This window comes from Salmonella sp. SAL04157, assembly GCF_046551635.1.
Taxonomy (GTDB): Bacteria; Pseudomonadota; Gammaproteobacteria; order Enterobacterales; family Enterobacteriaceae; genus Salmonella; species Salmonella enterica.
Map to the genome: position 1 here is coordinate 1 of NZ_JBGDVS010000018.1, position 24,285 is coordinate 24,285.

Sequence of the window (24,285 nt, forward strand, 5' to 3'; positions counted from 1 at the left end):
CCCAGCAGGATGTGCTCACGGGTCTGCGGCATCGGGCCGTCAGTCGCAGCAACAACCAGGATCGCGCCGTCCATCTGCGCAGCACCGGTGATCATGTTTTTAACATAGTCGGCGTGCCCCGGGCAGTCTACGTGTGCGTAGTGGCGGGTCGGGGTATCGTATTCAACGTGAGAAGTGTTGATGGTGATACCACGCGCTTTTTCTTCCGGAGCGTTATCGATCTGGTCGAATGCACGAGCAGCACCGCCGTAGGTTTTAGCCAGTACGGTGGTGATTGCAGCGGTCAGGGTAGTTTTACCGTGGTCAACGTGGCCGATGGTGCCGACGTTAACGTGCGGTTTTGTACGTTCAAATTTTTCTTTAGACACGGCTATATTCCTTACTATAGCGCTCTCCCCTTCAGGAGAGAGCACGGGATTTTGGTTTTTAACCCTGCGGCTTATTTACCACGGGCTTCGATTACGGCCTGAGCAACGTTGTTCGGCGCATCATCATACTTCAGGAATTCCATAGTGTACGATGCGCGACCTTTGGTCAGAGAACGCAGCTGAGTTGCATATCCGAACATTTCAGACAGCGGTACTTCAGCGTGGATCTTAACGCCTGTAACTTCAGATTCCTGACCTTTGAGCATACCACGACGGCGGCTAAGGTCGCCGATAACGTCACCGGTATTCTCTTCAGGTGTTTCTACTTCAACCTTCATGATCGGCTCAAGCAGAACTGGTTTTGCTTTCTTAAAGCCTTCTTTAAAGGCGATAGACGCAGCCAGTTTAAACGCCAGCTCAGAGGAGTCAACGTCATGGTAAGAACCGAAGTGCAGACGCACACCGAGATCAACTACCGGATAACCCGCCAGCGGGCCAGACTTCAGCTGCTCCTGGATGCCTTTATCAACGGCCGGGATGTATTCGCCAGGAATTACACCACCTTTGATGTCGTTGATGAACTCGTAACCTTTCGGGTTAGAGCCCGGCTCCAGCGGGTACATGTCGATAACAACATGACCATACTGACCGCGACCACCAGACTGTTTCGCGTGTTTACCTTCGATGTCGGTAACTTTCGCGCGAATCGCTTCGCGGTAAGCAACCTGAGGTTTACCCACGTTAGCTTCAACGTTGAATTCACGCTTCATACGGTCAACGATGATATCCAGGTGAAGTTCACCCATACCAGCGATGATGGTCTGGTTAGATTCTTCGTCAGTCCATACGCGGAATGACGGGTCTTCTTTCGCCAGACGGCCCAGAGCCAGACCCATTTTTTCCTGGTCAGCTTTGGTTTTCGGTTCTACCGCGATGGAGATTACCGGCTCAGGGAATTCCATACGTTCCAGAATGATCGGGTTTTCCGGATCACACAGGGTGTCACCGGTAGTCACGTCTTTCAGGCCGATAGCAGCCGCGATGTCGCCCGCGCGAACTTCTTTGATCTCTTCACGTTTGTTGGCGTGCATCTGAACGATACGACCGAAACGCTCACGTGCGGTTTTCACGGAGTTCAGTACGGTATCACCAGAGTTAACCACACCGGAGTACACACGGAAGAAGGTCAGGTTACCCACAAACGGGTCGGTAGCGATTTTGAACGCCAGCGCAGAGAACGGCTCGTCGTCGCTTGCATGACGCTCAGCCGGAGTATCTTTACCGTCGTCCAGAATACCGTTGATCGCAGGTACGTCTACCGGGGATGGCAGGTAATCAATTACCGCATCCAGCATCGCCTGAACACCTTTGTTCTTAAATGCAGAACCACAGGTTACCAGGATGATTTCGTTGTTCAGAACGCGCTGACGCAGAGCTTGTTTGATCTCTTCTTCAGTCAGTTCTTCACCACCCAGGTATTTTTCCATCAGCTCTTCAGAAGCTTCTGCGGCGGACTCGATCAGGTTCTGGTGCCATTCGTTAGCCAGGTCCTGCATGTCAGCCGGGATATCTTCGTATTCGAAGGTAACGCCCTGGTCGGCATCGTTCCAGTTGATGGCTTTCATTTTCACCAGGTCAACAACGCCGGTGAAACCTTCTTCAGCACCAATTGCCAGCTGCAGCGGAACCGGGTTCGCGCCCAGACGGGTTTTGATCTGACCAACAACTTTCAGGAAGTTCGCGCCCATGCGGTCCATTTTGTTAACGAACGCAATACGCGGAACTTTGTATTTGTTTGCCTGACGCCATACGGTTTCAGACTGCGGCTGAACACCACCAACTGCGCAGTAAACCATTACCGCACCATCGAGAACACGCATGGAACGTTCTACTTCGATAGTGAAGTCAACGTGCCCCGGGGTGTCGATGATGTTGATGCGATGCGGTTCATACTGCTTAGCCATACCAGACCAGAATGCAGTAGTCGCTGCGGAGGTGATAGTAATACCACGCTCTTGCTCCTGCTCCATCCAGTCCATGGTAGCTGCGCCGTCATGAACTTCACCGATTTTGTGGTTTACACCGGTGTAGAACAGAATACGTTCGGTAGTAGTGGTTTTACCGGCGTCGATGTGCGCACTGATACCGATATTACGGTAGCGTGCGATGGGTGTTGTACGAGCCATTTGATTCCTCGTTGATATCTTTAGGCGTTCAGTTAAGTTATCCAAAACGGGCGACTTACCTGAAGCGCCCGCCTGGTGACTATGACTCCGAAGGGATTACCAACGGTAGTGTGCGAACGCCTTGTTGGCTTCTGCCATACGGTGAACGTCTTCACGTTTCTTAACTGCAGTACCTTTGTTGTCTGCAGCATCAGAAAGTTCGTTCGCCAGGCGCAGAGCCATGGATTTATCACCGCGTTTACGAGCAGCTTCTACGATCCAACGCATTGCCAGAGCATTACGACGGACCGGACGGACTTCAACTGGTACCTGATAAGTAGAACCACCTACACGGCGGGATTTAACTTCTACAGTCGGGCGAACGTTTTCGAGAGCGACTTCGAAAGCTTCCAGTTCAGATTTACCAGAACGCTGAGCCAGGGTCTCCAGCGCGCTGTATACGATTGATTCTGCAGTAGATTTTTTACCATCTACCATCAGGATATTGACAAATTTAGCCAGCAGTTCTGATCCGAACTTCGGATCCGGCAGAATTTTACGCTGACCAATGACGCGACGACGTGGCATGGAAATACTCCGTTGTTAATTCAGGATTGTCCAAAACTCTACGAGTTTAGTTTGACATTAATTTAAAACGTTTGGCCTTACTTAACGGAGAACCATTAAGCCTTAGGACGCTTCACGCCGTACTTAGAACGAGCTTGCTTACGGTCTTTAACGCCGGAGCAGTCAAGCGCGCCACGAACGGTGTGGTAACGAACACCCGGGAGGTCTTTAACACGACCGCCACGGATCAGGATCACGGAGTGCTCCTGCAGGTTGTGACCTTCACCACCGATGTAGGAAGTCACTTCAAAACCGTTAGTCAGACGAACACGGCAAACTTTACGCAGTGCGGAGTTCGGTTTTTTAGGAGTGGTAGTATATACACGAGTACATACGCCACGTTTTTGCGGGCATGCTTCCAGCGCAGGCACGTTGCTTTTCGCAACTTTGCGAGCACGTGGTTTGCGTACCAGCTGGTTAACTGTTGCCATTAAATAGCTCCTGGTTTTAGCTTTTGCTTCGTAAACACGTAATAAAACGCCCTCACACAATATGAGGACGCCGAATTTTAGGGCGGTGTCGAAAAGGTGTCAAGAAATATACAACGATCCCGCCATCACCAGGCCATCTGGTTGGCATACTTAACCGTGAGTCTGACAAACTCAGTATAGTCAACCCTGACGACACTGTCTGAAATTTGACCACCCAGGCCGCGGGCGTCAATGTCTTCTTTCAAGGCATAGACCGTTATGGGGGCATCACGCAGACTTTCAAGGAAGCGGTTACCTTCAATCGCGACGGTAACGCCATCCTGGAGCAGCAAAAGCGCATCGCCCTCTTTTAGCAGGCGCAGCAAAGCGGGAAAATCAACGCCCGAGGCGCAATGAGGTAAGGTATGCAGCATAAACGCCTCAGAATCTCAGGATGACATCATAGTTGCCAAGCTCGCGGCGTAACGCTACGGGTTCCAGCGGCGTGGCGTCTACCACAAAATTAACGTTCTCCAGACCACGCTCGCGCAGCGATGCCGCGCAGATCCAGCATTGATCAATATCGTACAAATCAAAGAGCTTGAAAGTAGCAATATAGTCACGCGCCAGCACAGCGTCTGGTTTTTGTCCTGGTAATAACTGAAAGACGCCGTCGCTGATAAAAAAGACGCCCAGCGCTTCCGTTAGCGCTGACGTCGCCAGCAGCGCATCCAGCCCTTCACGACCTGAAGCGCTACCGTGCGGCGCGGTGGAAAAGACAAATGCAATACGTTTCATTAAAACTGCACCACCCGATCGCAGGTGAGAGATGCCTCCGCCAGCGCACCCAGGCCGCTTAGCGTAAAGCCCGGCTGAAGATTGGCGGACGGCAACTCCAGTCTGCCGGCTTCAGTTTCATCAATAATACCGCGACGAAGCGCCGCCGCGACACAGATGTTCAGCGCTACGCCATGCTGCGTATTCAATTTCTGCCAGGCGCGTACCAGATCATATTCATCGCTCGCCGGCGAGGTCAGGAGATTGGCGTTATAGACTCCTTCCCGATAGAAAAAGACGCTGGCTAACTCATGCCCCTCATTGAGCAGCGCGTGGGCGAACTGCAATGCGCTGCTGGCCTGCTGGGTGCCATATGCCGGCCCGGTGACCATAATGGCATAACGCATTATTTATCCTGCCCCTGAAAGTCGCCGCTTTTGAACTGGCGAATATAGAGGTAAACCGTGTGTTTTGAGATATTCAGACGATCGGCTACCTGGTTAATGGCGTCTTTAATATCGAAAATGCCTTTTTCGTACAGGTTAAGGACGATCTGACGATTTTTCGCGTTGTTAGAGACATTACGATCGGCATTCACTTCTTCGATCGTGAACTCCAGCGTCTGGGTGACTAAATCTTCGACTGAGGAGGCAAAATTAACCGCTGAGCCGACTTCCGGCGTTTCCGGCGGAATAAAGGTATTCATAATCTGTGAAAATGGCACATCAAGGTTCATGTTGATGCACAGTAGACCAATGACGCGCTGCTCGCGGTTGCGAATGGCAATCGTCAACGACTTCATCAAGACACCGCTTTTCGCGCGCGTGAAATAGCATTTCGACACGCTACTGTCCGCCCCTGTCATGTCGTGCAACATGCGCAACGCCAGGTCGGTAATCGGCGAGCCAATTTTACGGCCCGTATGTTCGCCATTGGCAATACGAATGGCTGAACATTTTAGATCCTGCAAAGAGTGCAATACGATTTCACAATGGGAACCTATAAGCATCGCTAACCCGTCCACTACCGCTTCGTAGGATTTCAGAATATCGAAGTCGGTTTGCTCGAAGGGACGCTGATCCAGCAAATCAAGTTCACTGGTTTCGTTGGTTAAAAGCGACCTGGACATGAAAAAAAACACTCCTTTTCAGGAGCCTGTCGTTATGTTTTCAGGGCAGGCTCATTATTTACGCGGATGATTAAATTAATACAGTGAGGGTTCATCTTTCCAGTACTAATTTGTTCGTCTATTTCAGGCTACGTGTGCGTTGGCGGTCATTCAGCCTACGGTCTCGCCCTTAACGACCAGCGCAAGCGCCGTTATCCGCAAATCAAATTATGGTGAGTAATATATCCGGCCTGCATAAAAAAAACCGCCGCTATTACAAGCGGCGGCTCTCAGTTTTTATTTTTTAGCAGCATCTGCGGCTTTAGCGTCAGCCGCATCGGCAGGTTTAGCATCCGCTTTCGGCGCTGGTTTGATATCCAGCAGCTCTACGTCGAATACCAGGGTGGAGTTCGCCGGGATACCCGGAACGCCCGTTTTACCGTAGGCCAGCGCCGGTGGGATAACCAGTTTGATCTTGCCGCCTTTCTTAATATTTTTCAGGCCTTCAGTCCAGCCAGGGATAACGCCGTCCAGACGGAAGGAGAGCGGTTCGCCGCGCGTGTAAGAGTTATCAAACTCTTTACCGTCGATCAGCGTACCTTTGTAGTTCACCACAACGGTATCACTATCTTTCGGCGCCTCGCCTGTGCCTTCTTTCTCTACTTTGTAAAGCAGACCGGTAGAGGAGGTTTTCACGCCTTTCTCTTTAGCAAAAGCGTCGCGGAACGTTTTACCTTTTGCTTCGTTATCGGCAGCGTCTTTTTCCATCTTCGCCTGAGCAGCGCTCTTCACGCGTGCTTCAAACGTCTGCAGCGTTTGCTCAATTTCCTGATCGGACAGTTTGCTCTTATCGGCAAAGGCATCCTGAACGCCGGCAATCAACTGATCTTTATCCAGTTTGATGCCCAACTTTTCCTGCTCTTTAAGCGAATTTTCCATGTAACGACCCAGCGAGGCGCCCAGCGCATAAGCCGCTTTTTGATCGTCGTTTTTAAATGCTGCTTTGCTATCAGCGGTAGCTGTCGGTTTCGCCGCATCAGCAGCAAAAGTGATCGGTGCGTGCATAGCAACGGCCATCGTAGTTGCCAGCAGCGTGGCTTTAAACAGTGATTTCATCCATATCTCCAGGGCCGGGGCATCTCGCCCCATGTTAACTTACGTAAGAAGCGTACTATAAATCGTTGCAGAACAAATCAACATACGAACACGCCCTATTATCACTTCTTTTCAGACTCTTTTTGTTTAAATTAGTTTCGTAGTGCGCGTAATGGTTGCTGTGAAAGCCGGTAAAGTTAAGTAGAATCCGCCGACGGAGACAACATAAAGAGGTACATCATGCAGGATATCACGATGGAAGCTCGTCTGGCTGAACTGGAAAGCCGTCTGGCGTTCCAGGAGATTACCATAGAAGAACTAAACCTGACGGTAACCGCACATGAAATGGAGATGGCGAAGCTGCGCGATCATCTGCGTTTGCTCACGGAAAAGTTAAAAGCCAGTCAGCCGTCAAATATCGCCTCTCAGGCAGAAGAAACGCCGCCGCCGCATTATTGAGACGAAAAAAAAGCGGGGTTAACCCGCTTTTTTTGTGCCCGATGATTTATCGAACCAATGATAATACCCTAAGGATTTCGAGTCACAGCAAGGCGGCAAGCTTGAAAATTCCCCGGGAGCATAGATAACTATGTGACCGGGGTTTGAAAGCGTAGCCAACACCGCGGTGGCTTGAAAGACGACGGGGATTAGTGGCAACCGCAGCCGCCTTTACCACCGCCACCGCAGCAGCCTTCGCCGCCGTGCTCGTGACCATGGTCATGACCATGACCGCCACAGCAGCCGTCTTCACCGTGATCGTGGTGGTGATCGTGCGCGCCGTGAACATGACCGTGAGCCAGTTCTTCTTCAGTCGCTTCACGAATCGCAACAACTTCGACGTTAAATTTCAGATTCTGGCCCGCCAGCATGTGGTTACCATCAACCACAACGTGATCGTCTTCCACTTCGGTAATCTCTACCGGTACCGGGCCCTGGTCGGTTTCAGCCAGGAAACGCATCCCTACCTGCAGTTCATCAACGCCCATAAAGACGTCTTTAGGCACACGCTGCACCAGATTTTCGTCATACTGGCCGTAAGCGTCGTTCGCGCCAACAGCGACATCAAATTTGTCGCCAACTTCATGGCCTTCCAGCGCGGTTTCCAGACCAGAGATCAGGGAGCCGTGACCGTGCAGGTAATCCAGCGGCGCACTCACCGGAGACTCATCAACCAACACACCGTCTTCTGTACGTACCTGATAGGCCAGGCTGACCACCAGGTCTTTTGCTACTTTCATGATATCTCCTGAGCATGGGAAGAATAGTGGCGCAGATTGTAGCGGAATTCTGCAGCCGTGTACCCCTTAGCTTAAAAAAACCTGCGGCATATCGCTAGTCCGGATGAAAAATCCCGATCACTTGCTCTTCTTTGCGAACATGCTCGCGAACGTCTTTATCCGCTTCCCGCATTTGATGCCCGCACTTAACGCATTCAACAATATCGACATTATTTTCACGCCACATCGCCATTGTATCCTGCGCCTGACAGGCCGGACATTTCGCGCCTGCAATAAAACGTTTACGGATTGCCATTGTTTTACCCCTACTCAAATTCATCCCAGCCATCCAACTGGCGCCGTTCCTGTTGCATTTCGCGCTGAAAAATCTCCTCCAGTTCGCGTCGGGCCTCTCTGGCGCGCGAAATCTGTACCATGTCGCTATGCTCCGGGATCAGTTCCCGCAACATTCGCATATCCAGCCGACGAAAATGCAACTGCGCGCGTTGCGCCTGATGCGGATGCATACCTAACGACACCAGAGTTTTACGTCCCAGTTCCAGCGCGCTGGAAAACGTTTCACGGGAAAACTGCGTGACGCCAGCCTGTAATAACTCATGGGCCTCCACACGTCCACGCGCTCGCGCAAGAATATGCAGATGAGGAAAATGCTGCTGACACAGCGCCACCAGCTTCATCGTGTCTTCCGGTTCATTACACGTGATGACTATCGACTCCGCCGCCTCCGCGCCCGCAGAACGCAGCAGCTCGACTTGTGCAGCGTCGCCGTAATACACTTTATAACCATATTTGCGCATCAGATTAACGGCGCCGATATCGCGTTCCAGCACGGTGATACGCATCTTATTCGCCATCAATAAGCGAGCGATCACCTGACCAAAACGGCCAAAGCCGACGACAATCACCTGGGGCTTATCATCTTCAACCCACGGCTTTTCATCATTCTCTTCCGGGCCATTAAGACGGCGCGATAACCACTTATCAATCCCTTTCATCAGTAGCGGCGTGGTCATCATTGATAACGTGACAGTCACCAATAATAACGCCATCTGATCGCCCTGAAACAGGCGCTGAGAAGAGGCGGTAGAAAAGAGCACAAAAGCGAACTCGCCCCCCTGACTCAGCACGCTGGCAAACTGCATCCGTTCAGAACTTCTTATTCCATATAGCCGCGCCAGCAGATACAGCGTCAGCATTTTTATGACGACCAGAATAACAACGCTCGCCGCCACCCACAGTAAATGGGTATAAAGTACGCCGAGATTTAGCGACATACCGACGGAGATAAAGAACAGCCCAAGCAGTAAACCTTTAAAGGGATCGATAGCGTTTTCCAGCTCATGCCGGTATTCACTCTCTGCCAGTAAAACGCCGGCAATGAAGGTTCCCAGGGCCATCGACAGTCCCAGCGCGTCCATAAATAAGGCGGCGCTCAACACCAGCAACAACGTCGCGGCAGTGAAGACCTCCCGCACGCCGGACGCAGCAATAAAACGAAATACCGGGCGCAACAGGTAACGACCGCCAATCAGCATTACCGCGAAGGCCAATACCTTCATTGCCACTTTAAACCAGTCGAAATGCTCGTCGGCCGATCCCGCCAATAAAGGTACCAACGCCAGCGCGGGGATCACCGCTAAATCCTGAAACAGTAAGACAGAAAACCCTAACTGCCCGGACTCGCTACGGTTCATGCCTTTCTCGCGCATCAGTTGTAGCGCCATCGCCGTCGAAGACATCGCCAGGCCAATCCCGCCGACGACCGCCGCCTGCCATAAGAAATCAGCAAGCATCAATAACCCCGCCAGCACCGCCGCGCTTAACAGCACCTGAGCAGCGCCGACGCCGAAGATAGAGCGCCGCAGTTGCCAAAGCCGGGACGGATTGAGTTCGAGACCAATGATAAACATCAGAAACACGACGCCCAGTTCGGAAAAGTGCAGGATCTCGTCAACGTCGCTGATAAATCCCAGCCCCCACGGACCGATGGCGATTCCCGCCAGCAAATACCCTAGCACCGCGCCGATGCCCAGCCTCGCGGCTAACGGCACCGCCGCCACCGCCGCGAAGAGGAACAACACTCCCGCGGTCAATAAATCAGCACCTTCCATCAATAGCCTCCCGCGCTCACAGGATTCGCCAGCCACTCGCCATAGGCTTTCGCATGACTGGCCAGCGTCTGCGGCGACTGGCGCCGCGCCCAGTACACAATAATGGGCGGCATCCAGTGCATCCGGCACATGGCCGCGGTCAGTTCAAAGGGGCGCAGTACATCGCTCATTGGATAGCGGTTTAGCGCGTCATACCGGTAAGCGCTCTCCGGCTCGCCGGTCGTAATCACGCTACGCCAGTACTTTCCCACCAGTTGGTTTCCCCCTGGTCCGCTGGCGAACCCCCGACTCAAAACGCGATCAAGCCATTCTTTCAGTAAAGCCGGACAGCTATAGGTGTAAAGGGGATGCTGAAAAACAATGACGTCGTGCTCACGTAACAGGGCTTGTTCATAGGGCGTGTCGATAAAAAAATCAGGATAGCGCGCATAAAGATCGTGCACGGTTACGTTATTGTGCTGTATGGCCGGTTTAAGCAGTACCCGGTTAGCAACCGAGTCCTGAGATTCCGGATGGGCATACAACAGCAAGACTTTCGCTGGCTGAGACATCAATCCCCCTCCCGGTTGTTTTGGGTCGATACATGCCATTCTTCAGGCCGCTTCTACGTTGACAGCGTTTGTTCAACTCAGAAACGTACTCTATGTCCGCCGCTGGGGATTAATGAGAGATATTCTTGTCCCTCACCAAAGGCGGCCTGAATGATTTTGTGTATCGTTGTTGTTTTGAGCTACCATTGCGCTCCAGCGCGGCGGTACGCCCGAATATTACATTATCATAATGATAAATTAACATAGTCTGAACATACGGCGCCTTATGATTGTTTTCTCCTCGTTACAAATTCGTCGCGGCGTGCGCGTCCTACTGGACAATGCCTCGGCTACCATTAATCCAGGCCAGAAAGTCGGCCTGGTGGGTAAAAACGGCTGCGGTAAATCTACCCTGCTGGCATTGCTAAAAAATGAAATCAGCGCCGATGCCGGGAGTTTTACCCTGCCCGGAACCTGGCAATTAGCGTGGGTGAATCAGGAAACACCTGCGTTGCCTCAGCCAGCGATTGAGTATGTCATTGATGGCGACCGTGAATACCGGCAGCTGGAGGCGCAGCTTAACGACGCCAACGAACGTAACGACGGACATGCTATCGCCTCCATACACGGTAAGCTGGACGCCATCGACGCATGGACCGTTCGCTCGCGCGCCGCCAGCCTGCTACACGGTCTCGGCTTCTCTAACGATCAGCTGGAACGTCCGGTCAGCGACTTTTCCGGCGGCTGGCGGATGCGCCTTAACCTGGCTCAGGCGCTGATTTGCCGCTCCGATTTACTGCTGCTCGACGAACCGACCAACCACCTCGATCTGGATGCCGTTATCTGGCTGGAAAAATGGCTGAAGAGCTATCCGGGCACCCTGATTCTGATTTCCCACGATCGCGATTTTCTTGACCCGATAGTGGATAAAATTATCCATATCGAACAGCAGACTCTGTTCGAGTACACCGGCAACTACAGCGCGTTTGAAGTTCAGCGCGCCACGCGCCTGGCGCAACAGCAGGCGATGTATGAGAGCCAGCAGGAGCGTGTGGCGCATCTGCAAAGCTACATCGACCGTTTCCGCGCCAAAGCGACCAAAGCCAAGCAGGCGCAAAGCCGTATCAAGATGCTGGAGCGTATGGAACTGATTGCGCCGGCTCATGTCGACAACCCGTTCCATTTCAGCTTCCGCGCGCCGGAAAGCCTGCCGAACCCGCTGCTGAAGATGGAAAAAGTCAGCGCAGGTTATGGCGATCGCATCATTCTGGAATCCATCAAGCTGAACCTGGTGCCCGGCTCGCGTATCGGCCTGCTGGGCCGCAACGGCGCGGGGAAATCGACGCTGATCAAGCTGCTGGCGGGCGAACTGGAACCGTTGCACGGTGAAATTGGCCTCGCCAAAGGCATTAAGCTCGGCTACTTCGCCCAGCACCAACTGGAGTTCCTGCGCGCCGATGAATCCCCGTTACAGCATATGGCGCGTCTGGCGCCGCAGGAACTGGAGCAGAAGCTGCGCGACTATCTCGGCGGCTTCGGCTTCCAGGGCGACAAAGTAACGGAAGAGACGCAACGTTTCTCCGGCGGCGAGAAAGCGCGCCTGGTACTGGCGCTGATCGTCTGGCAGCGTCCAAATCTGCTGCTGCTCGATGAACCGACCAACCACCTGGATCTCGACATGCGTCAGGCGCTCACCGAAGCGCTGATTGATTTCGAAGGCGCATTGGTCGTCGTGTCGCACGACCGCCACCTGATTCGCTCCACCACTGACGACCTCTATCTGGTGCACGACAAAAAGGTCGAGCCGTTCGACGGCGACCTGGAAGATTATCAGCAGTGGCTGAGTGACGTGCAGAAGCAGGAAAACCAGGCCGACGACGCACCGAAGGAAAACAACGCCAACAGCGCCCAGTCACGCAAAGATCAGAAGCGTCGCGAAGCCGAGCTACGCACTCTGACGCAGCCGCTGCGTAAAGAGATTACCCGTCTGGAAAAAGAGATGGAAAAGCTCAACGCCCAACTGGCGCAGGCGGAAGAGAAACTCGGCGACAGCAGCCTGTATGACCCCAGCCGTAAAGCGGAGATGACCGAGTGTCTGCAACTGCAGGCCAGCGCCAAATCCGGGCTGGAAGAGTGTGAAATGGCATGGCTTGAGGCGCAGGAGCAGCTTGAGCAAATGATGCAGAATGACTAACGCGCGGGGCGGACGATGAACCTGTCAATCACCGATGACATTACCTTCCGCAAGCTCACCATCTTCATGATGTTTGCGGAGAAGGGTAACATCGCCCGCCCCGCCGAGGCGCTGCACACGCTGGAAGAGAACGTTCGTTGTCCGCTGTTCGTCCATAAAGGCCTCTTCGGTACTCGTCCCGATATAAAGGTTACCGTTGCGGTCGGCAGCACCGGTACAGAAGCCTGCGTTATGTGATTTAGCGGCAAAGGTTGCCGTGATTTATTTTCGTCAGCGCGTCGTTCACGCCAAATAATGTAAACGTCACCTCATCAACGCCAAGATTTTTCAGACGCGCAGTGTGTTTTTTAATATAAGCCTGCGCCGTTTCTTCGGATTCAAACAAGTAAATGCCGCCAGCTTGCTGGTTTTTCTCGCTTTCTGTCCAGATTTTCCAGATGAAGCCCGGCTCCTCATTGATAGACTCCGCCAGCCCGACCAGTTGCTGAGTCATCTCCTCGCCAAAAGGGCCGCTAAAGTTAAAATGGATCTGTAAAAGTGTTTTCGACATGCCTTCTCCTTGAGTCACATAACTATCGTGTTGCCACACTACCACGATTAATTCGGCTGATGCAGAGGTTCACGCGATTTCTGTGGGGTATTACGCGCGCCTTGCATACCGTCCCCTCTGGCGAAATGAGGCGCAATTTTATTTCGCCAGACGACCAATTGAACGTAAAATCACATATTGACTAATCTGTGAACCTTATGCGCGGTATAGTATTGTTTCCAATTATCAATTGTTCTGGTGCTATGGTTGAGATCACGTCCACAGAAATGACCCCGCCTGTCAATGACTCGCATGAATTTATTCCCATGCGTGGCATTCGTAATCGCCATTTACAAACTATGCTGCCGCGCTTAATCCGCCGCAAAGTGAAGTTCAACGCCCACTGGCAGCGGCTGGAGCTACCGGACGGCGATTTTGTCGATCTGGCATGGAGCGAAGAACCACAACAGGCAAAGCATAAACCGCGGCTGGTGGTCTTTCACGGTCTGGAAGGCAGCCTGAACAGCCCCTATGCCCACGGGCTGATTGAGGCGGCGCAAAAGCGCGGCTGGCTGGGCGTGGTGATGCACTTTCGCGGCTGTAGCGGCGAACCCAACCGTCTGAATCGTATTTACCACTCCGGTGAAACGGAGGACGGAGCCTGGTTTTTACGCTGGCTACAGCGGGAGTTCGGTGCCGTTCCGACAGCCGCCGTGGGCTATTCGCTCGGCGGTAATATGCTGGCGTGCCTGCTGGCGAAAGAAGGCCGCGATATTCCCATAGAGGCGGCGGTGATTGTTTCTGCGCCTTTCGTTCTCGAAGCCTGTAGCTACCACATGGACAAAGGGTTTTCCCGCGTCTATCAGCGTTATTTGCTTAATCTGTTAAAAGCGAATGCGTCACGCAAGCTGGCGGCGTATCCCGGGTCGCTGCCGGTGAATCTGGCGCAACTGAAATCAATGCGCCGAATTCGCGAGTTTGACGACCTGATCACCGCGAAAATTCACGGCTTTGCCGACGCCATCGACTACTATCGTCAGTGTAGCGCCATGCCGTTGCTTAACCAGATTGCTAAACCGACGCTGATTATTCACGCTAAAGACGATCCGTTTATGGATCATCATGTGATCCCTAAAGCGGAAGATCTGCCCCCGCAGGTGGAGTATCAGCTGACTGAGCATGGCGGACACGTAGGATTTATCGGCGGTACGCCGCTGCGCCCTGAAATGTGGCTGGAACGCCGAATTCCTGACTGGCTGACAACGTACCTGGAGGCGTCATCATGATCATTCCCTGGCAGGGGCTCGCCCCCGACACGCTGGACAACCTGATCGAAAGCTTTGTGTTGCGCGAAGGCACCGATTATGGTGAACATGAACGTTCGCTTGAACAAAAAGTCGCTGACGTAAAACGCCAACTGCAATCCGGCGAGGCCGTGCTGGTATGGTCTGAATTACATGAAACGGTCAATATTATGCCGAAAAAGCAGTTTCGCGAATAAAACGCCTTTGCCGACAATACATTATTACTAAAGCTCAATCATGGAGTTGCCATGTCAGCCAAACATCCGGTGATAGCAGTAACAGGGTCAAGCGGCGCGGGGACCACCACCACCAGCCTCGCGTTTCGTAAAATTTTCGCGCAGTTAAATCTGCACGCCGCCGAGGTGGAAGGCGACAGTTTTCATCGTTACACCCGCCCGGAAATGGACATGGCGATCCGCAAAGCGCGTGACGCCGGGCGGCATATCAGCTATTTCGGGCCTGAAGCCAATGACTTCAGCCTACTGGAACATACTTTTATTGAGTACGGGCAGACGGGTAAAGGCCAGTCGCGTAAATATCTGCATACCTATGATGAAGCCGTACCGTGGAATCAGGTTCCCGGCACGTTTACCCCCTGGCAGCCGCTTCCCGAACCGACCGATGTGCTGTTTTATGAAGGACTGCACGGCGGCGTCGTCACCCCGCAACATGATGTCGCGCGTCATGTTGATCTGTTGGTTGGCGTGGTGCCTATCGTCAACCTCGAGTGGATTCAGAAACTAATCCGCGACACCAGCGAGCGCGGACACTCCCGTGAAGCGGTGATGGATTCCGTGGTGCGTTCCATGGACGACTACATCAATTACATTACGCCGCAGTTCTCGCGTACCCATATTAACTTCCAGCGCGTACCGACCGTCGATACATCCAATCCGTTCGCCGCAAAAGGTATTCCCTCGCTGGATGAGAGTTTTGTGGTGATCCATTTCCGCAATCTGGAAGGGATCGATTTTCCCTGGCTTCTGGCGATGCTCCAGGGCTCGTTTATTTCTCACATTAATACATTAGTGGTGCCGGGCGGCAAAATGGGGCTGGCGATGGAGCTGATTATGTTGCCGCTGGTGCAGCGACTAATGGAAGGCAAAAAAATCGAATAACCGCGGTGAAATGCCCGATGGCGCTACGCTTATCGGGCCTACGAGATAAAAACGGGTAGGCCGGATAAGGCCACGCCGCCATCCGGCATCACGTGTTACGCCGCAATCACTTCATACGAATGGGTAATATTGACCGCTTTTTCCAGCATTAGCGCCACCGAGCAATATTTTTCCGCGGAGAGATCGACAGCGCGCGCAACGGCAGCCTCTTTCAGATCGCTGCCGGTAACGATAAAATGCAAATTAATGTGCGTAAACAGGCGCGGCGCGTCTTCCCGGCGCTCGGATGTCAGCTTCACTTCGCAGTTGGTGACATTCTGACGGCCCTTTTGCAGGATTGATACCACATCAATAGCGCTACATCCGCCAGCCGCCATTAATACCATCTCCATCGGACTCGGCGCTTTGTCACCGGAGTTGCCATCCATTAAAATCTGGTGGCCGGAGGAGGACTCTCCGAGGAACGTGAGTCCTTCAACCCACTTTACACGCGCTTGCATATTTCGTAACTCCAATGTTTCAATTTTCCTGAAAGATTACGCGCATACAACAAAACTGGCAATGGAAGGCGACCTGGGTCATGCTGAAGCGAGACACCAGGAGACACACGGCGAAAGCTATGCTAAAACAGACAAGATGCTACAGTAATACATTGACGTACTGCATGTATGCAGAGGACATCACATTACAGGCTACAATCTATTTTCGTAGCCCCCTTCCCAGGTAGCGGGAAGTATATTTTTGCAACCCCAGAGACAGTGCCGTTTTCTGGCTCTGGAGACAGCTTATAACAGAGGATAACCGCGCATGGTGCTTGGCAAACCGCAAACAGACCCGACTCTTGAATGGTTCTTGTCTCATTGCCACATTCATAAGTACCCGTCAAAGAGCACGCTGATTCACCAGGGTGAAAAAGCAGAAACGCTGTACTACATCGTTAAAGGCTCCGTGGCAGTGCTGATCAAAGATGAGGAAGGGAAAGAAATGATCCTTTCTTATCTGAATCAGGGTGATTTTATTGGTGAACTGGGCCTGTTTGAAGAAGGTCAGGAACGCAGCGCCTGGGTACGTGCGAAAACCGCATGTGAGGTCGCTGAAATTTCCTACAAAAAATTTCGCCAATTAATCCAGGTCAACCCGGATATTCTGATGCGCCTCTCTTCCCAGATGGCTCGTCGCTTACAAGTCACCTCTGAAAAAGTAGGTAACCTCGCCTTCCTTGACGTCACCGGGCGTATCGCTCAGACGCTGCTGAATCTGGCGAAACAGCCCGATGCCATGACGCACCCGGATGGGATGCAGATCAAAATCACCCGTCAGGAAATCGGCCAGATCGTCGGCTGCTCCCGCGAAACCGTTGGTCGTATTTTGAAAATGCTGGAAGATCAAAACCTGATCTCCGCGCATGGCAAGACCATCGTCGTCTACGGCACCCGTTAATTCCGTCAGAATGGCGCGTTTTATCATGCGCCATTTTTGTTTGCATCGATGTGGCGAAGACTGATTTATCACCCAGAGATTAATTACGCACTACGGCAAACGCTGGTGCTGTGCCTGCCTGTGGCTGTCGGTTTATTGATAGGCCAACTACACCTGGGCTTGCTTTTCTCTCTCGTTCCCGCCTGCTGCAACATTGCAGGTCTGGATACCCCGCACAAACGTTTTTTTAAACGCCTGATCATCGGCGCGTCGCTGTTCGCCGGATGCAGTCTGGTAACGCAACTTCTGCTGGCGGAATCCATCCCCCTGCCGTTGATCCTGACCGGGCTCACGCTGGTGCTTGGCGTGACGGCGGAAATTAGCCCGCTTCACGCGCGGCTACTGCCAGCGTCGCTGATTGCCGCCATCTTTACCCTGAGTCTTGCGGGATACATGCCCGTCTGGGAGCCGCTGCTCATTTATGCGCTGGGCACGCTATGGTACGGCGTGTTTAACTGGTTTTGGTTCTGGCTATGGCGCGAACAGCCGCTGCGCGAGTCATTGAGTTTGTTATACCGTGAACTGGCCGATTATTGTGAAGCGAAATACAGCCTGCTCACCCAACATATCGATCCGGAAAAAGCGCTGCCTCCCCTGCTGATACGCCAGCAAAAAGCGGTCGATCTCATTACCCAGTGTTACCAACAGATGCATATGCTTTCGGCGCACAACAATAATGATTACAAGCGTCTACTACGGGCTTTTCAGGAAGCGATGGATTTGCAGGAGCACATCTCCGTCAGCTTGCATCAGCCGGAAGAGGTACAGAAACTGGTAGAACGCAGCCATGCGGAAGAGGTGATTCGCTGGAATGCGCAAACGGTCGCCGCCCGCCTGCGCGTGCTGGCGGATGACATTCTTTATCATCGTCTGCCGACGCGCTTCTCCATGGAAAAACAGATTGGCGCTCTGGAGAAGATCGCCAATCAGCATCCTGAAAATCCGGTAGGCCAGTTCTGCTATTGGCACTTCAGTCGAATCGCCCGTGTGCTGCGTACTCAGCGACCGCTGTACGCCCGCGACCTGATGGCCGATAAACAGCGTCGTCTGCCGCTACTTCCGGCGCTGAAAAATTATATGTCGCTTAAATCGCCGGCGCTACGCAACGCCGGACGCATCAGCGTGATGATGAGCATCGCCAGTCTGATGGGCAGCGCGTTGCACCTGCCTAAACCGTACTGGATCCTCATGACAGTGCTGTTTGTCACCCAAAACGGCTATGGCGCGACGCGCGTACGTATTCTACACCGTTCGGTCGGAACGCTGGTCGGCCTGGTGATTGCCGGCGTCACGCTGCACTTACATATTCCCGAAAGCATTACGCTGGCGGTCATGCTGGTACTAACGCTGGCAAGTTATCTGATTATTCGTAAAAACTACGGCTGGGCGACGGTCGGCTTTACGGTGACGGCGGTATACACCATCCAGTTACTGACATTAAACGGAGAGCAGTTTATTGTGCCGAGGCTGATCGATACGCTGATTGGCTGTTTAATTGCCTTTGGCGGCATGGTCTGGCTGTGGCCGCAATGGCAAAGCGGGCTATTACGTAAAAACGCCCATGATGCGCTGGAAGCCGATCAAGAAGCTATCCGACTGATCCTCAGTAACGATCCGCAGGCCACCCCGCTCGCTTATCAAAGAATGCGGGTCAACCAGGCGCATAACACGTTATTCAACTCGTTAAATCAGGCAATGCAGGAACCCGGGTTCAATACCCACTATCTGTCGGATATGAAACTGTGGGTCACGCACAGCCAGTTTATTGTCGAGCATATCAACGCCATGACGACGCTGGCGCGGGAACACACCATGCTGACGCCGGATCTGGCGCAGCGCTATCTGGAATCTTGCGAGATTGCGATTCAGCGCTGCCAGCAGCGCCTGGAGTACGACAGGCCAGGCGGCTCCGGCGATGTCAATATTCTGGAGTCGCCGGACATGCCGTCACATGGCTTATTGAGCACTCTGGAACAACATTTACAGCGCATCATTGGCCATCTGAACACCATGCACACCATTTCGTCGATGGCCTGGCGTCAGCGTCCGCATCACGGTATCTGGCTGAGTAAGCGGCTACGGGATACAAAAGGTTAAGACCGGCTGCCGGATACGCTACGCTTATCCGGCAATCCGCCATCAGGCAACCACCTTCCCTACCGCCTGCGCAAAGCGCTGCATTCCTTCATTGATATCCGCCTCTTCCACCACCAGCGATGGGGCAAAACGCATCACGTCGGCTCCGGCATTGAGCACCATCACGCCAGCCTCCGCGCCTGCGTACAGAAAATCGCGCGCCCGGCCTTTGTACTTCGGCTTCAGTTCCGCGCCAATCAGCAGCCCCATGCCGCGAATATCGCTGAAAATGTCAAATTGCTCGTCAATCGCCTGCAAATGTTGCACAAACTGTTGCCGCTTAGTGTGAATGCCTTGTAGTACCTCTGGCGTATTAATAATATCGAATGCCGCGCCAGCCACCGCACAGGCCAGCGGATTACCGCCATAGGTTGAACCATGCGAACCGACATGGAAGGCCGAGGCGATCTCCTGCGTGGTCAGCATGGCGCTCACCGGAAAACCGCCGCCTAACGCTTTGGCGCTGGTGAGGATATCCGGCGTGACGCCGTAGTGCATATAGGCAAACAGGTCTCCGGTGCGCCCCATCCCACACTGCACTTCATCAAACACCAGCAACGCCTGATGCTCGTCACACAGGTCGCGTAACCCTTTGAGGAATTCCGGTATAGCCGCCTGCACGCCGCCTTCACCCTGAATCGGCTCGACCACCACCGCGCAGGTGTGGTCATCCATTACCGCTTTCACCGCATGGAGATCGTTGAAGGGAACGTGAATAATATCGGCGGGTTTCGGCCCAAAGCCGTCGGAATATTTCGGCTGCCCGCCGACAGAGACGGTAAACAAGGAACGGCCATGAAAAGCGTTATGGAAGGCAATGATTTTCGTTTTGAACGGGCTATGGCGCACGCAGGCATAATGACGCGCCAGTTTAAAAGCGGTTTCGTTCGCTTCGGTGCCGGAATTCATAAACAGCACGCGCTCGGCAAACGTGGCGTCGATCAGTTTACGTCCCAGACGCAACGCTGGTTCATTGGTAAAAACGTTACTGGTATGCCACAAGGTTTCCCCCTGGGATTTCAGCGCCTCGACCAGTGCCGGATGGCAATGGCCCAGCGCAGTCACTGCAATCCCGCCGGCGAAATCGATATACTCTTTGCCCTGCTGATCCCATACGCGGCTGCCTTTACCTTTGACCGGAATAAAGTCCGCCGGTGCATAAACAGGCAGAATCACCTCATCAAAAGTTGCGCGCGTAATAGCCGTTTGTTCAGTTGCCATATCATTACCACCCGGTTAAGTAGAAATGCCAGTGAAATTATAATCACAAAATATGAATAAAAAATCACTCAATAGCAACCACAAATCAACGCCGGAGGAAATTTTCCAGCAGAGCGTGTCCTTGTTCGCTGAGAATACTTTCCGGGTGGAACTGCACGCCTTCCAGATCCCACTCGCGGTGGCGAATGCCCATAATCTCCTGCGTTTCACTCCAGGCGGTGATCTCAAAACACTCTGGCAACGTGGCAGGGTCGACAATCAGCGAGTGGTAACGTGTCACGGTTAACGGGCTGGGCAATCCCCGAAACACGCCCTGTCCATTATGCGTAACAGGTGACGTTTTACCGTGCATCACTTTCGCTGCCCGCACCACCGACGCGCCAAAGGCCTGCGCCATCGCCTGATGACCCAGGCAAACGCCCAGCATCGGAATACGTCCGGCATAATGGCGGATAACCGCCAGTGAAATGCCAGCGTCATTTGGCGTACAGGGGCCAGGAGAGATAACGATTTTTTGCGGGTTCAAAGCGTCAATGTGCGCCAGCGTCAGCGCATCATTGCGCCGGACCTGCACTTCCGCGCCCAGTTCACAAAAATACTGGTAGAGGTTCCAGGTAAAGGAATCATAGTTATCGATAAGCAGGATCATGGCGGCTCCGGGTCAGTAGAACCGCACTATTTTACTCAGTTTCGCGAGCTTCGCTTATCGCTTTCTGAAAAATCGCCTGCAAAGCGGAGAGATCGCCCATCGCGCCGCTCTGGTTCGCCTGCTTCCATGTTTCAACCGCAATACCTTGCCAACTCAGCGCGTAGCCTGCATGTAGCGCCAGCTGTTCAAAGAAGATGCGCTGCGCCAGCCCGCTCCCCAAACGAAACGGATGAAGCACGTTAATTTCACAGTAGTAATGCGCCAGCCGCTCGACAAACTTCTCGTGCGCCAGACCGACCAGATAGCCCTCTTCTTCCAGATCCTGCATCAGAGCGTTGCCCTCTTTTTCGATATAGGCAAAGTGGCAAAAACGGGTATCGCCCTGGTAAATATCGACCTCCCGCAGTTGCCCTGCCCAGTCGAAAATATCCTGATAGAGCTGGCGATGAATCGCGCACAGATGAGGCAAGCCGCGTACCAGCGGCCCCAGTTCAATCGTGGCGGCACGGAGCGCGGTCATTTCATATGCCGCTTGCGCCAGTCGCTGGGCCTGATGAATCCCCAGCCGATTACGCATCACATTCAGCCCCGGATAGAGGTACGGATCGCGCCCTTCGCCAAATTTATCGCTCATAGTGCCTCCGAAGCTCGTCAAGACGTGCCAGCGCTTCATCGGCGGTCAGGGTTACTAAGGGGATCTCAATACCTTCGAGACGGCGGCTTTGCTGGAAGTTAACGTTGCGCCGCTGTTCCCAAAAGCGTGACTTTTGTTTATCGGTAAGTTTCTTCACCTGGCCTCCCTGAATATGTCTGTGCTTGACCACAAGTATAAGCAGCAATTTCAGGTTACGCTGAGACAGGGAGAAAACGCGGGCGGCTCGCACCCGCGCAGTCATATTTTATTTTATGGCAGGACTTTCGCGGAAAGGATAACGACTGGTTTTGTCGGCACATTCTGATAAGGCCCGACATCGTGCGTCGGTACCTGTGAGATTTTATCGGCGACATCCATACCTTTTACCACTTTTCCAAATACCGCATAGCCAAAGTCGCGCTGGCCGTGGTCGAGAAAAGCGTTATCCGCGACGTTAATAAAGAACTGGCTGGTGGCGCTGTCTTTATCTGCGGTGCGCGCCATCGCGATCGTGCCGCGAGTATTACGCAGACCGTTGTCGGCTTCATTCTTAATCGGCGGATTCGGTTTCTTCTGCTGCATCTGCTCGTTAAAACCACCGCCCTGAATCATGAAGCCAGGAATAACGCGGTGAAACGTAGTGTTGTTATAGAAACCACTGTTGACGTAATCGACAAAGTTTTTCACAGAAACCGGCGCTTTCTGGCTGTTCAGCTCCAGCTCAATATTCCCGGCGGAGGTGGTTAACAGCACATGAGGATCGCCTTTTGCTGCCAACGCTGCGGGAGAAAGAGCAGAAAGAGCGAAAACAGCTGCGACAGCCGCCAGAGTCGATTTGAGCATGAGATTTCCTTAAAGAGAGCAGAAATAAAGCAAGTGGAATGATTTTAAAGAGCCTTCCTGGGCCAGGCCAGCCCTTTACCTAATTTTACGTATATGAAACAAATGTAACGTTACGACGCAACGCCGTATTCTTGCAACATGATGTGACAAACATCACATTAAAAAATGCAATGAACATTACTATCACTAATAATTATTTAAATGCATCACAAAAGCGCCTAAAATCTGCCCGCTTAACGCGCCCTCCACGCGCTTCACTTCTCTTCAAGGCCAGACATGACTAACAGCAACCGCATCAAGCTCACATGGATCAGCTTTCTTTCCTACGCCCTGACCGGGGCGCTGGTGATTGTCACCGGGATGGTGATGGGAAATATCGCAGACTATTTTCAGCTGCCCGTTTCCAGCATGAGTAACACCTTTACTTTCCTGAACGCCGGGATTTTGATCTCGATCTTCCTCAATGCGTGGCTGATGGAAATCATCCCGCTGAAAACACAGCTACGCTTTGGTTTTATCCTGATGGTGCTGGCGGTGGCCGGGCTGATGTTCAGCCATAGCCTTGCGTTGTTCTCAGCGGCGATGTTTGTGCTGGGGCTGGTCAGCGGGATCACCATGTCGATTGGCACCTTCCTGATTACGCAACTGTATGAAGGGCGTCAGCGCGGTTCCCGACTGCTGTTTACCGACTCCTTCTTCAGCATGGCGGGGATGATTTTTCCTATGGTCGCCGCCTTCCTGCTGGCGCGTAGTATTGAGTGGTACTGGGTCTACGCCTGCATCGGCCTGGTCTACCTGGCGATTTTCATCCTGACCTTCGGCTGTGAATTTCCGGCGCTGGGTAAACATGCGCAGCACTCTCAGGCGCCTGTCGTCAAAGAAAAATGGGGCATTGGCGTACTGTTTCTCGCCGTCGCCGCGCTGTGCTATATCCTCGGTCAATTGGGCTTTATCTCCTGGGTGCCGGAATACGCCAAAGGCCTCGGCATGAGCCTGAATGACGCCGGGGCGCTGGTGAGTGATTTCTGGATGTCCTATATGTTTGGTATGTGGGCGTTCAGCTTTATCCTGCGCTTTTTCGATCTGCAACGCATCCTGACCGTACTGGCGGGTATGGCGGCGGTCCTGATGTATCTGTTTATTACCGGCACGCAGGCGCATATGCCGTGGTTTATTCTGATGCTGGGCTTCTTCTCCAGCGCCATTTATACCTCCATCATTACGCTGGGATCGCAGCAAACGAAAGTGGCCTCGCCTAAGCTGGTTAACTTTATTCTGACCTGCGGCACCATCGGAACGATGCTGACCTTCGTCGTCACCGGCCCGATTGTGGCGCACAGCGGTCCACAGGCGGCGTTACTCACCGCGAATGGTCTGTATGCGGTGGTCTTTGTGATGTGCTTTGCGCTCGGCTTTGTGTCCCGTCATCGTCAGCATAGCGCGCCAGCGGCGCATTGATAATGATTGCCGGATGGCGACGCGATGCGTCTTATCCGGCCTACAGCGTAAGCTGTTGGTAGGCCGGATAAGGCGACGTCGCCCTCCGGCACTCTATCCTCCCTCCTGACGAGGTAGGCCTGTTGGTCTAAAAACCCCTCATTTTGTATGTTATTTGTACAAACCTGAAAAACCTGACAATTCCGCCACTTATAAAAATCCAGACAAATCAGCCACATACCCATTAAGAGGTATATAAAGGTGAATTTGATTTACATCAATAAGCGGGGTTGCTGAATCGTTAAGGTAGGC

At 53.0% G+C, this 24,285-nt stretch carries 29 protein-coding genes; 9 read left to right on the forward strand and 20 right to left on the reverse strand.

What is annotated here, in order from left to right:
• The 9 genes from ACLJRE_RS22840 to fkpA all read right to left on the reverse strand — a co-directional run.
• Positions 1 to 368 (reverse strand): GTP-binding protein (locus ACLJRE_RS22840; protein WP_002444880.1); only part of this gene is annotated, 368 nt, incomplete at its 3' end.
• Between the two features lie 71 nt (positions 369 to 439).
• Positions 440 to 2,554 (reverse strand): elongation factor G, encoded by a 2,115-nt coding sequence (fusA, locus tag ACLJRE_RS22845; protein WP_000124693.1) that lies wholly within the window; start codon positions 2,552 to 2,554, stop codon positions 440 to 442.
• 96 nt (positions 2,555 to 2,650) lie between these two features.
• Complete coding sequence (gene rpsG / locus ACLJRE_RS22850) at positions 2,651 to 3,121, reverse strand: 30S ribosomal protein S7 (protein WP_001138042.1); 471 nt, start codon at positions 3,119 to 3,121, stop codon at positions 2,651 to 2,653.
• A 95-nt stretch (positions 3,122 to 3,216) separates the two neighbouring features.
• Positions 3,217 to 3,591 carry a 30S ribosomal protein S12 gene (gene rpsL, locus ACLJRE_RS22855; RefSeq protein ID WP_000246815.1) on the reverse strand — a complete coding sequence of 125 codons (375 nt, stop codon included), beginning with the start codon at positions 3,589 to 3,591 and terminating at the stop codon, positions 3,217 to 3,219.
• Between the two features lie 125 nt (positions 3,592 to 3,716).
• A complete protein-coding gene (gene tusB, locus ACLJRE_RS22860; RefSeq protein ID WP_000903398.1) occupies positions 3,717 to 4,004 on the reverse strand; it encodes a sulfurtransferase complex subunit TusB in 288 nt (95 codons plus the stop codon).
• 7 nt (positions 4,005 to 4,011) lie between these two features.
• Positions 4,012 to 4,368, reverse strand: a complete 357-nt coding sequence (gene tusC, locus ACLJRE_RS22865) for a sulfurtransferase complex subunit TusC (protein WP_000820705.1) — start codon at positions 4,366 to 4,368, stop codon at positions 4,012 to 4,014.
• Positions 4,368 to 4,754, reverse strand: a complete 387-nt coding sequence (gene tusD / locus ACLJRE_RS22870) for a sulfurtransferase complex subunit TusD (protein ID WP_001268011.1) — start codon at positions 4,752 to 4,754, stop codon at positions 4,368 to 4,370. Before tusD ends, tusC begins: the two co-directional genes overlap by 1 nt.
• Positions 4,754 to 5,476, reverse strand: a complete 723-nt coding sequence (locus tag ACLJRE_RS22875; RefSeq protein ID WP_000091471.1) for a transcriptional regulator — start codon at positions 5,474 to 5,476, stop codon at positions 4,754 to 4,756. The genes tusD and ACLJRE_RS22875 overlap by 1 nt, the downstream gene beginning before the upstream one ends.
• A gap of 276 nt (positions 5,477 to 5,752) precedes the next feature.
• The gene (gene fkpA, locus ACLJRE_RS22880; RefSeq protein WP_023212323.1) at positions 5,753 to 6,571 is read right to left on the reverse strand and encodes an FKBP-type peptidyl-prolyl cis-trans isomerase; all 819 of its coding nucleotides are present in this window, start codon (positions 6,569 to 6,571) and stop codon (positions 5,753 to 5,755) included.
• A 219-nt stretch (positions 6,572 to 6,790) separates the two neighbouring features.
• Here fkpA and ACLJRE_RS22885 point away from each other — a divergent pair, with 219 nt between their 5' ends.
• The gene (locus tag ACLJRE_RS22885) at positions 6,791 to 7,009 is read left to right on the forward strand and encodes a protein SlyX (protein WP_001152701.1); all 219 of its coding nucleotides are present in this window, start codon (positions 6,791 to 6,793) and stop codon (positions 7,007 to 7,009) included.
• A gap of 188 nt (positions 7,010 to 7,197) precedes the next feature.
• Here ACLJRE_RS22885 and slyD read toward each other — a convergent pair whose 3' ends face one another.
• The 4 genes from slyD to kefG all read right to left on the reverse strand — a co-directional run bounded on the left by slyD (position 7,198) and on the right by kefG (position 10,450).
• Positions 7,198 to 7,788, reverse strand: a complete 591-nt coding sequence (gene slyD / locus ACLJRE_RS22890; protein WP_000861341.1) for a peptidylprolyl isomerase — start codon at positions 7,786 to 7,788, stop codon at positions 7,198 to 7,200.
• 94 nt (positions 7,789 to 7,882) lie between these two features.
• Positions 7,883 to 8,083, reverse strand: a complete 201-nt coding sequence (locus ACLJRE_RS22895) for a YheV family putative zinc ribbon protein (protein WP_001007735.1) — start codon at positions 8,081 to 8,083, stop codon at positions 7,883 to 7,885.
• 10 nt (positions 8,084 to 8,093) lie between these two features.
• On the reverse strand, positions 8,094 to 9,899 hold the full coding sequence (gene kefB / locus ACLJRE_RS22900; RefSeq protein ID WP_015406259.1) for a glutathione-regulated potassium-efflux system protein KefB: 1,806 nt from the start codon (positions 9,897 to 9,899) through the stop codon (positions 8,094 to 8,096).
• Positions 9,899 to 10,450, reverse strand: a complete 552-nt coding sequence (kefG, locus tag ACLJRE_RS22905; RefSeq protein ID WP_000081820.1) for a glutathione-regulated potassium-efflux system ancillary protein KefG — start codon at positions 10,448 to 10,450, stop codon at positions 9,899 to 9,901. Before kefG ends, kefB begins: the two co-directional genes overlap by 1 nt.
• Before the next feature lie 265 nt (positions 10,451 to 10,715).
• Between kefG and ACLJRE_RS22910 the strand changes: the two genes are divergently transcribed.
• Together ACLJRE_RS22910 and ACLJRE_RS22915 are read left to right on the forward strand one after the other, a co-directional pair.
• Positions 10,716 to 12,623, forward strand: a complete 1,908-nt coding sequence (locus ACLJRE_RS22910) for an ABC transporter ATP-binding protein (RefSeq protein ID WP_000634765.1) — start codon at positions 10,716 to 10,718, stop codon at positions 12,621 to 12,623.
• Positions 12,624 to 12,638: 15 nt separating this feature from the next.
• Positions 12,639 to 12,860 carry a LysR family transcriptional regulator gene (locus ACLJRE_RS22915; protein WP_023212322.1) on the forward strand — a complete coding sequence of 74 codons (222 nt, stop codon included), beginning with the start codon at positions 12,639 to 12,641 and terminating at the stop codon, positions 12,858 to 12,860.
• Between the two features lies 1 nt (position 12,861).
• On the opposite strand, the gene ACLJRE_RS22920 is transcribed toward ACLJRE_RS22915, so the two are convergent.
• Positions 12,862 to 13,173 (reverse strand): monooxygenase, encoded by a 312-nt coding sequence (locus ACLJRE_RS22920; protein ID WP_000047690.1) that lies wholly within the window; start codon positions 13,171 to 13,173, stop codon positions 12,862 to 12,864.
• Positions 13,174 to 13,370: 197 nt separating this feature from the next.
• On the opposite strand from ACLJRE_RS22920, the gene ACLJRE_RS22925 reads away from it, so the two are divergent.
• The 3 genes from ACLJRE_RS22925 to ACLJRE_RS22935 are packed head-to-tail and all read left to right on the forward strand — an operon-like array spanning position 13,371 to position 15,574.
• Entirely contained in the window at positions 13,371 to 14,438 is a 1,068-nt protein-coding gene (locus ACLJRE_RS22925) for a hydrolase (protein ID WP_001214115.1), read from the forward strand.
• A complete protein-coding gene (locus tag ACLJRE_RS22930) occupies positions 14,435 to 14,653 on the forward strand; it encodes a YheU family protein (RefSeq protein ID WP_000586568.1) in 219 nt (72 codons plus the stop codon). Before ACLJRE_RS22925 ends, ACLJRE_RS22930 begins: the two co-directional genes overlap by 4 nt.
• A 51-nt stretch (positions 14,654 to 14,704) precedes the next feature.
• Positions 14,705 to 15,574, forward strand: a complete 870-nt coding sequence (locus ACLJRE_RS22935; RefSeq protein WP_001274690.1) for a phosphoribulokinase — start codon at positions 14,705 to 14,707, stop codon at positions 15,572 to 15,574.
• A 95-nt stretch (positions 15,575 to 15,669) separates the two neighbouring features.
• Here the strand turns inward: ACLJRE_RS22935 and ACLJRE_RS22940 are convergent, their stop codons facing one another.
• Positions 15,670 to 16,074, reverse strand: coding sequence for an OsmC family protein (locus ACLJRE_RS22940; protein ID WP_001148919.1), 405 nt, complete (start codon positions 16,072 to 16,074; stop codon positions 15,670 to 15,672).
• 307 nt (positions 16,075 to 16,381) lie between these two features.
• Between ACLJRE_RS22940 and crp the strand changes: the two genes are divergently transcribed.
• Both crp and ACLJRE_RS22950 read left to right on the forward strand, forming a co-directional pair.
• Positions 16,382 to 17,014 (forward strand): cAMP-activated global transcriptional regulator CRP, encoded by a 633-nt coding sequence (gene crp / locus ACLJRE_RS22945; RefSeq protein WP_000242758.1) that lies wholly within the window; start codon positions 16,382 to 16,384, stop codon positions 17,012 to 17,014.
• Between the two features lie 48 nt (positions 17,015 to 17,062).
• Positions 17,063 to 19,150 carry a YccS/YhfK family putative transporter gene (locus ACLJRE_RS22950; protein ID WP_000269311.1) on the forward strand — a complete coding sequence of 696 codons (2,088 nt, stop codon included), beginning with the start codon at positions 17,063 to 17,065 and terminating at the stop codon, positions 19,148 to 19,150.
• Positions 19,151 to 19,192: 42 nt separating this feature from the next.
• Here the strand turns inward: ACLJRE_RS22950 and ACLJRE_RS22955 are convergent, their stop codons facing one another.
• The 5 genes from ACLJRE_RS22955 to ppiA all read right to left on the reverse strand — a co-directional run bounded on the left by ACLJRE_RS22955 (position 19,193) and on the right by ppiA (position 22,536).
• Positions 19,193 to 20,410 carry an aspartate aminotransferase family protein gene (locus tag ACLJRE_RS22955; RefSeq protein WP_001528172.1) on the reverse strand — a complete coding sequence of 406 codons (1,218 nt, stop codon included), beginning with the start codon at positions 20,408 to 20,410 and terminating at the stop codon, positions 19,193 to 19,195.
• A gap of 85 nt (positions 20,411 to 20,495) precedes the next feature.
• Positions 20,496 to 21,059 carry an aminodeoxychorismate synthase component 2 gene (pabA, locus tag ACLJRE_RS22960; protein ID WP_000601879.1) on the reverse strand — a complete coding sequence of 188 codons (564 nt, stop codon included), beginning with the start codon at positions 21,057 to 21,059 and terminating at the stop codon, positions 20,496 to 20,498.
• Positions 21,060 to 21,090: 31 nt separating this feature from the next.
• Positions 21,091 to 21,693: a putative adenosine monophosphate-protein transferase Fic gene (locus ACLJRE_RS22965; protein WP_001280675.1), complete on the reverse strand. Its 603-nt coding sequence runs from the start codon at positions 21,691 to 21,693 to the stop codon at positions 21,091 to 21,093.
• Positions 21,683 to 21,850 (reverse strand): YhfG family protein, encoded by a 168-nt coding sequence (locus ACLJRE_RS22970; protein ID WP_001519136.1) that lies wholly within the window; start codon positions 21,848 to 21,850, stop codon positions 21,683 to 21,685. Before ACLJRE_RS22970 ends, ACLJRE_RS22965 begins: the two co-directional genes overlap by 11 nt.
• A 113-nt stretch (positions 21,851 to 21,963) precedes the next feature.
• Complete coding sequence (ppiA, locus tag ACLJRE_RS22975; protein ID WP_000920478.1) at positions 21,964 to 22,536, reverse strand: peptidylprolyl isomerase A; 573 nt, start codon at positions 22,534 to 22,536, stop codon at positions 21,964 to 21,966.
• Between the two features lie 276 nt (positions 22,537 to 22,812).
• On the opposite strand from ppiA, the gene tsgA reads away from it, so the two are divergent.
• Entirely contained in the window at positions 22,813 to 23,994 is a 1,182-nt protein-coding gene (gene tsgA, locus ACLJRE_RS22980) for an MFS transporter TsgA (protein ID WP_023212321.1), read from the forward strand.
• The last annotated feature ends 291 nt before the right edge of the window (positions 23,995 to 24,285 follow it).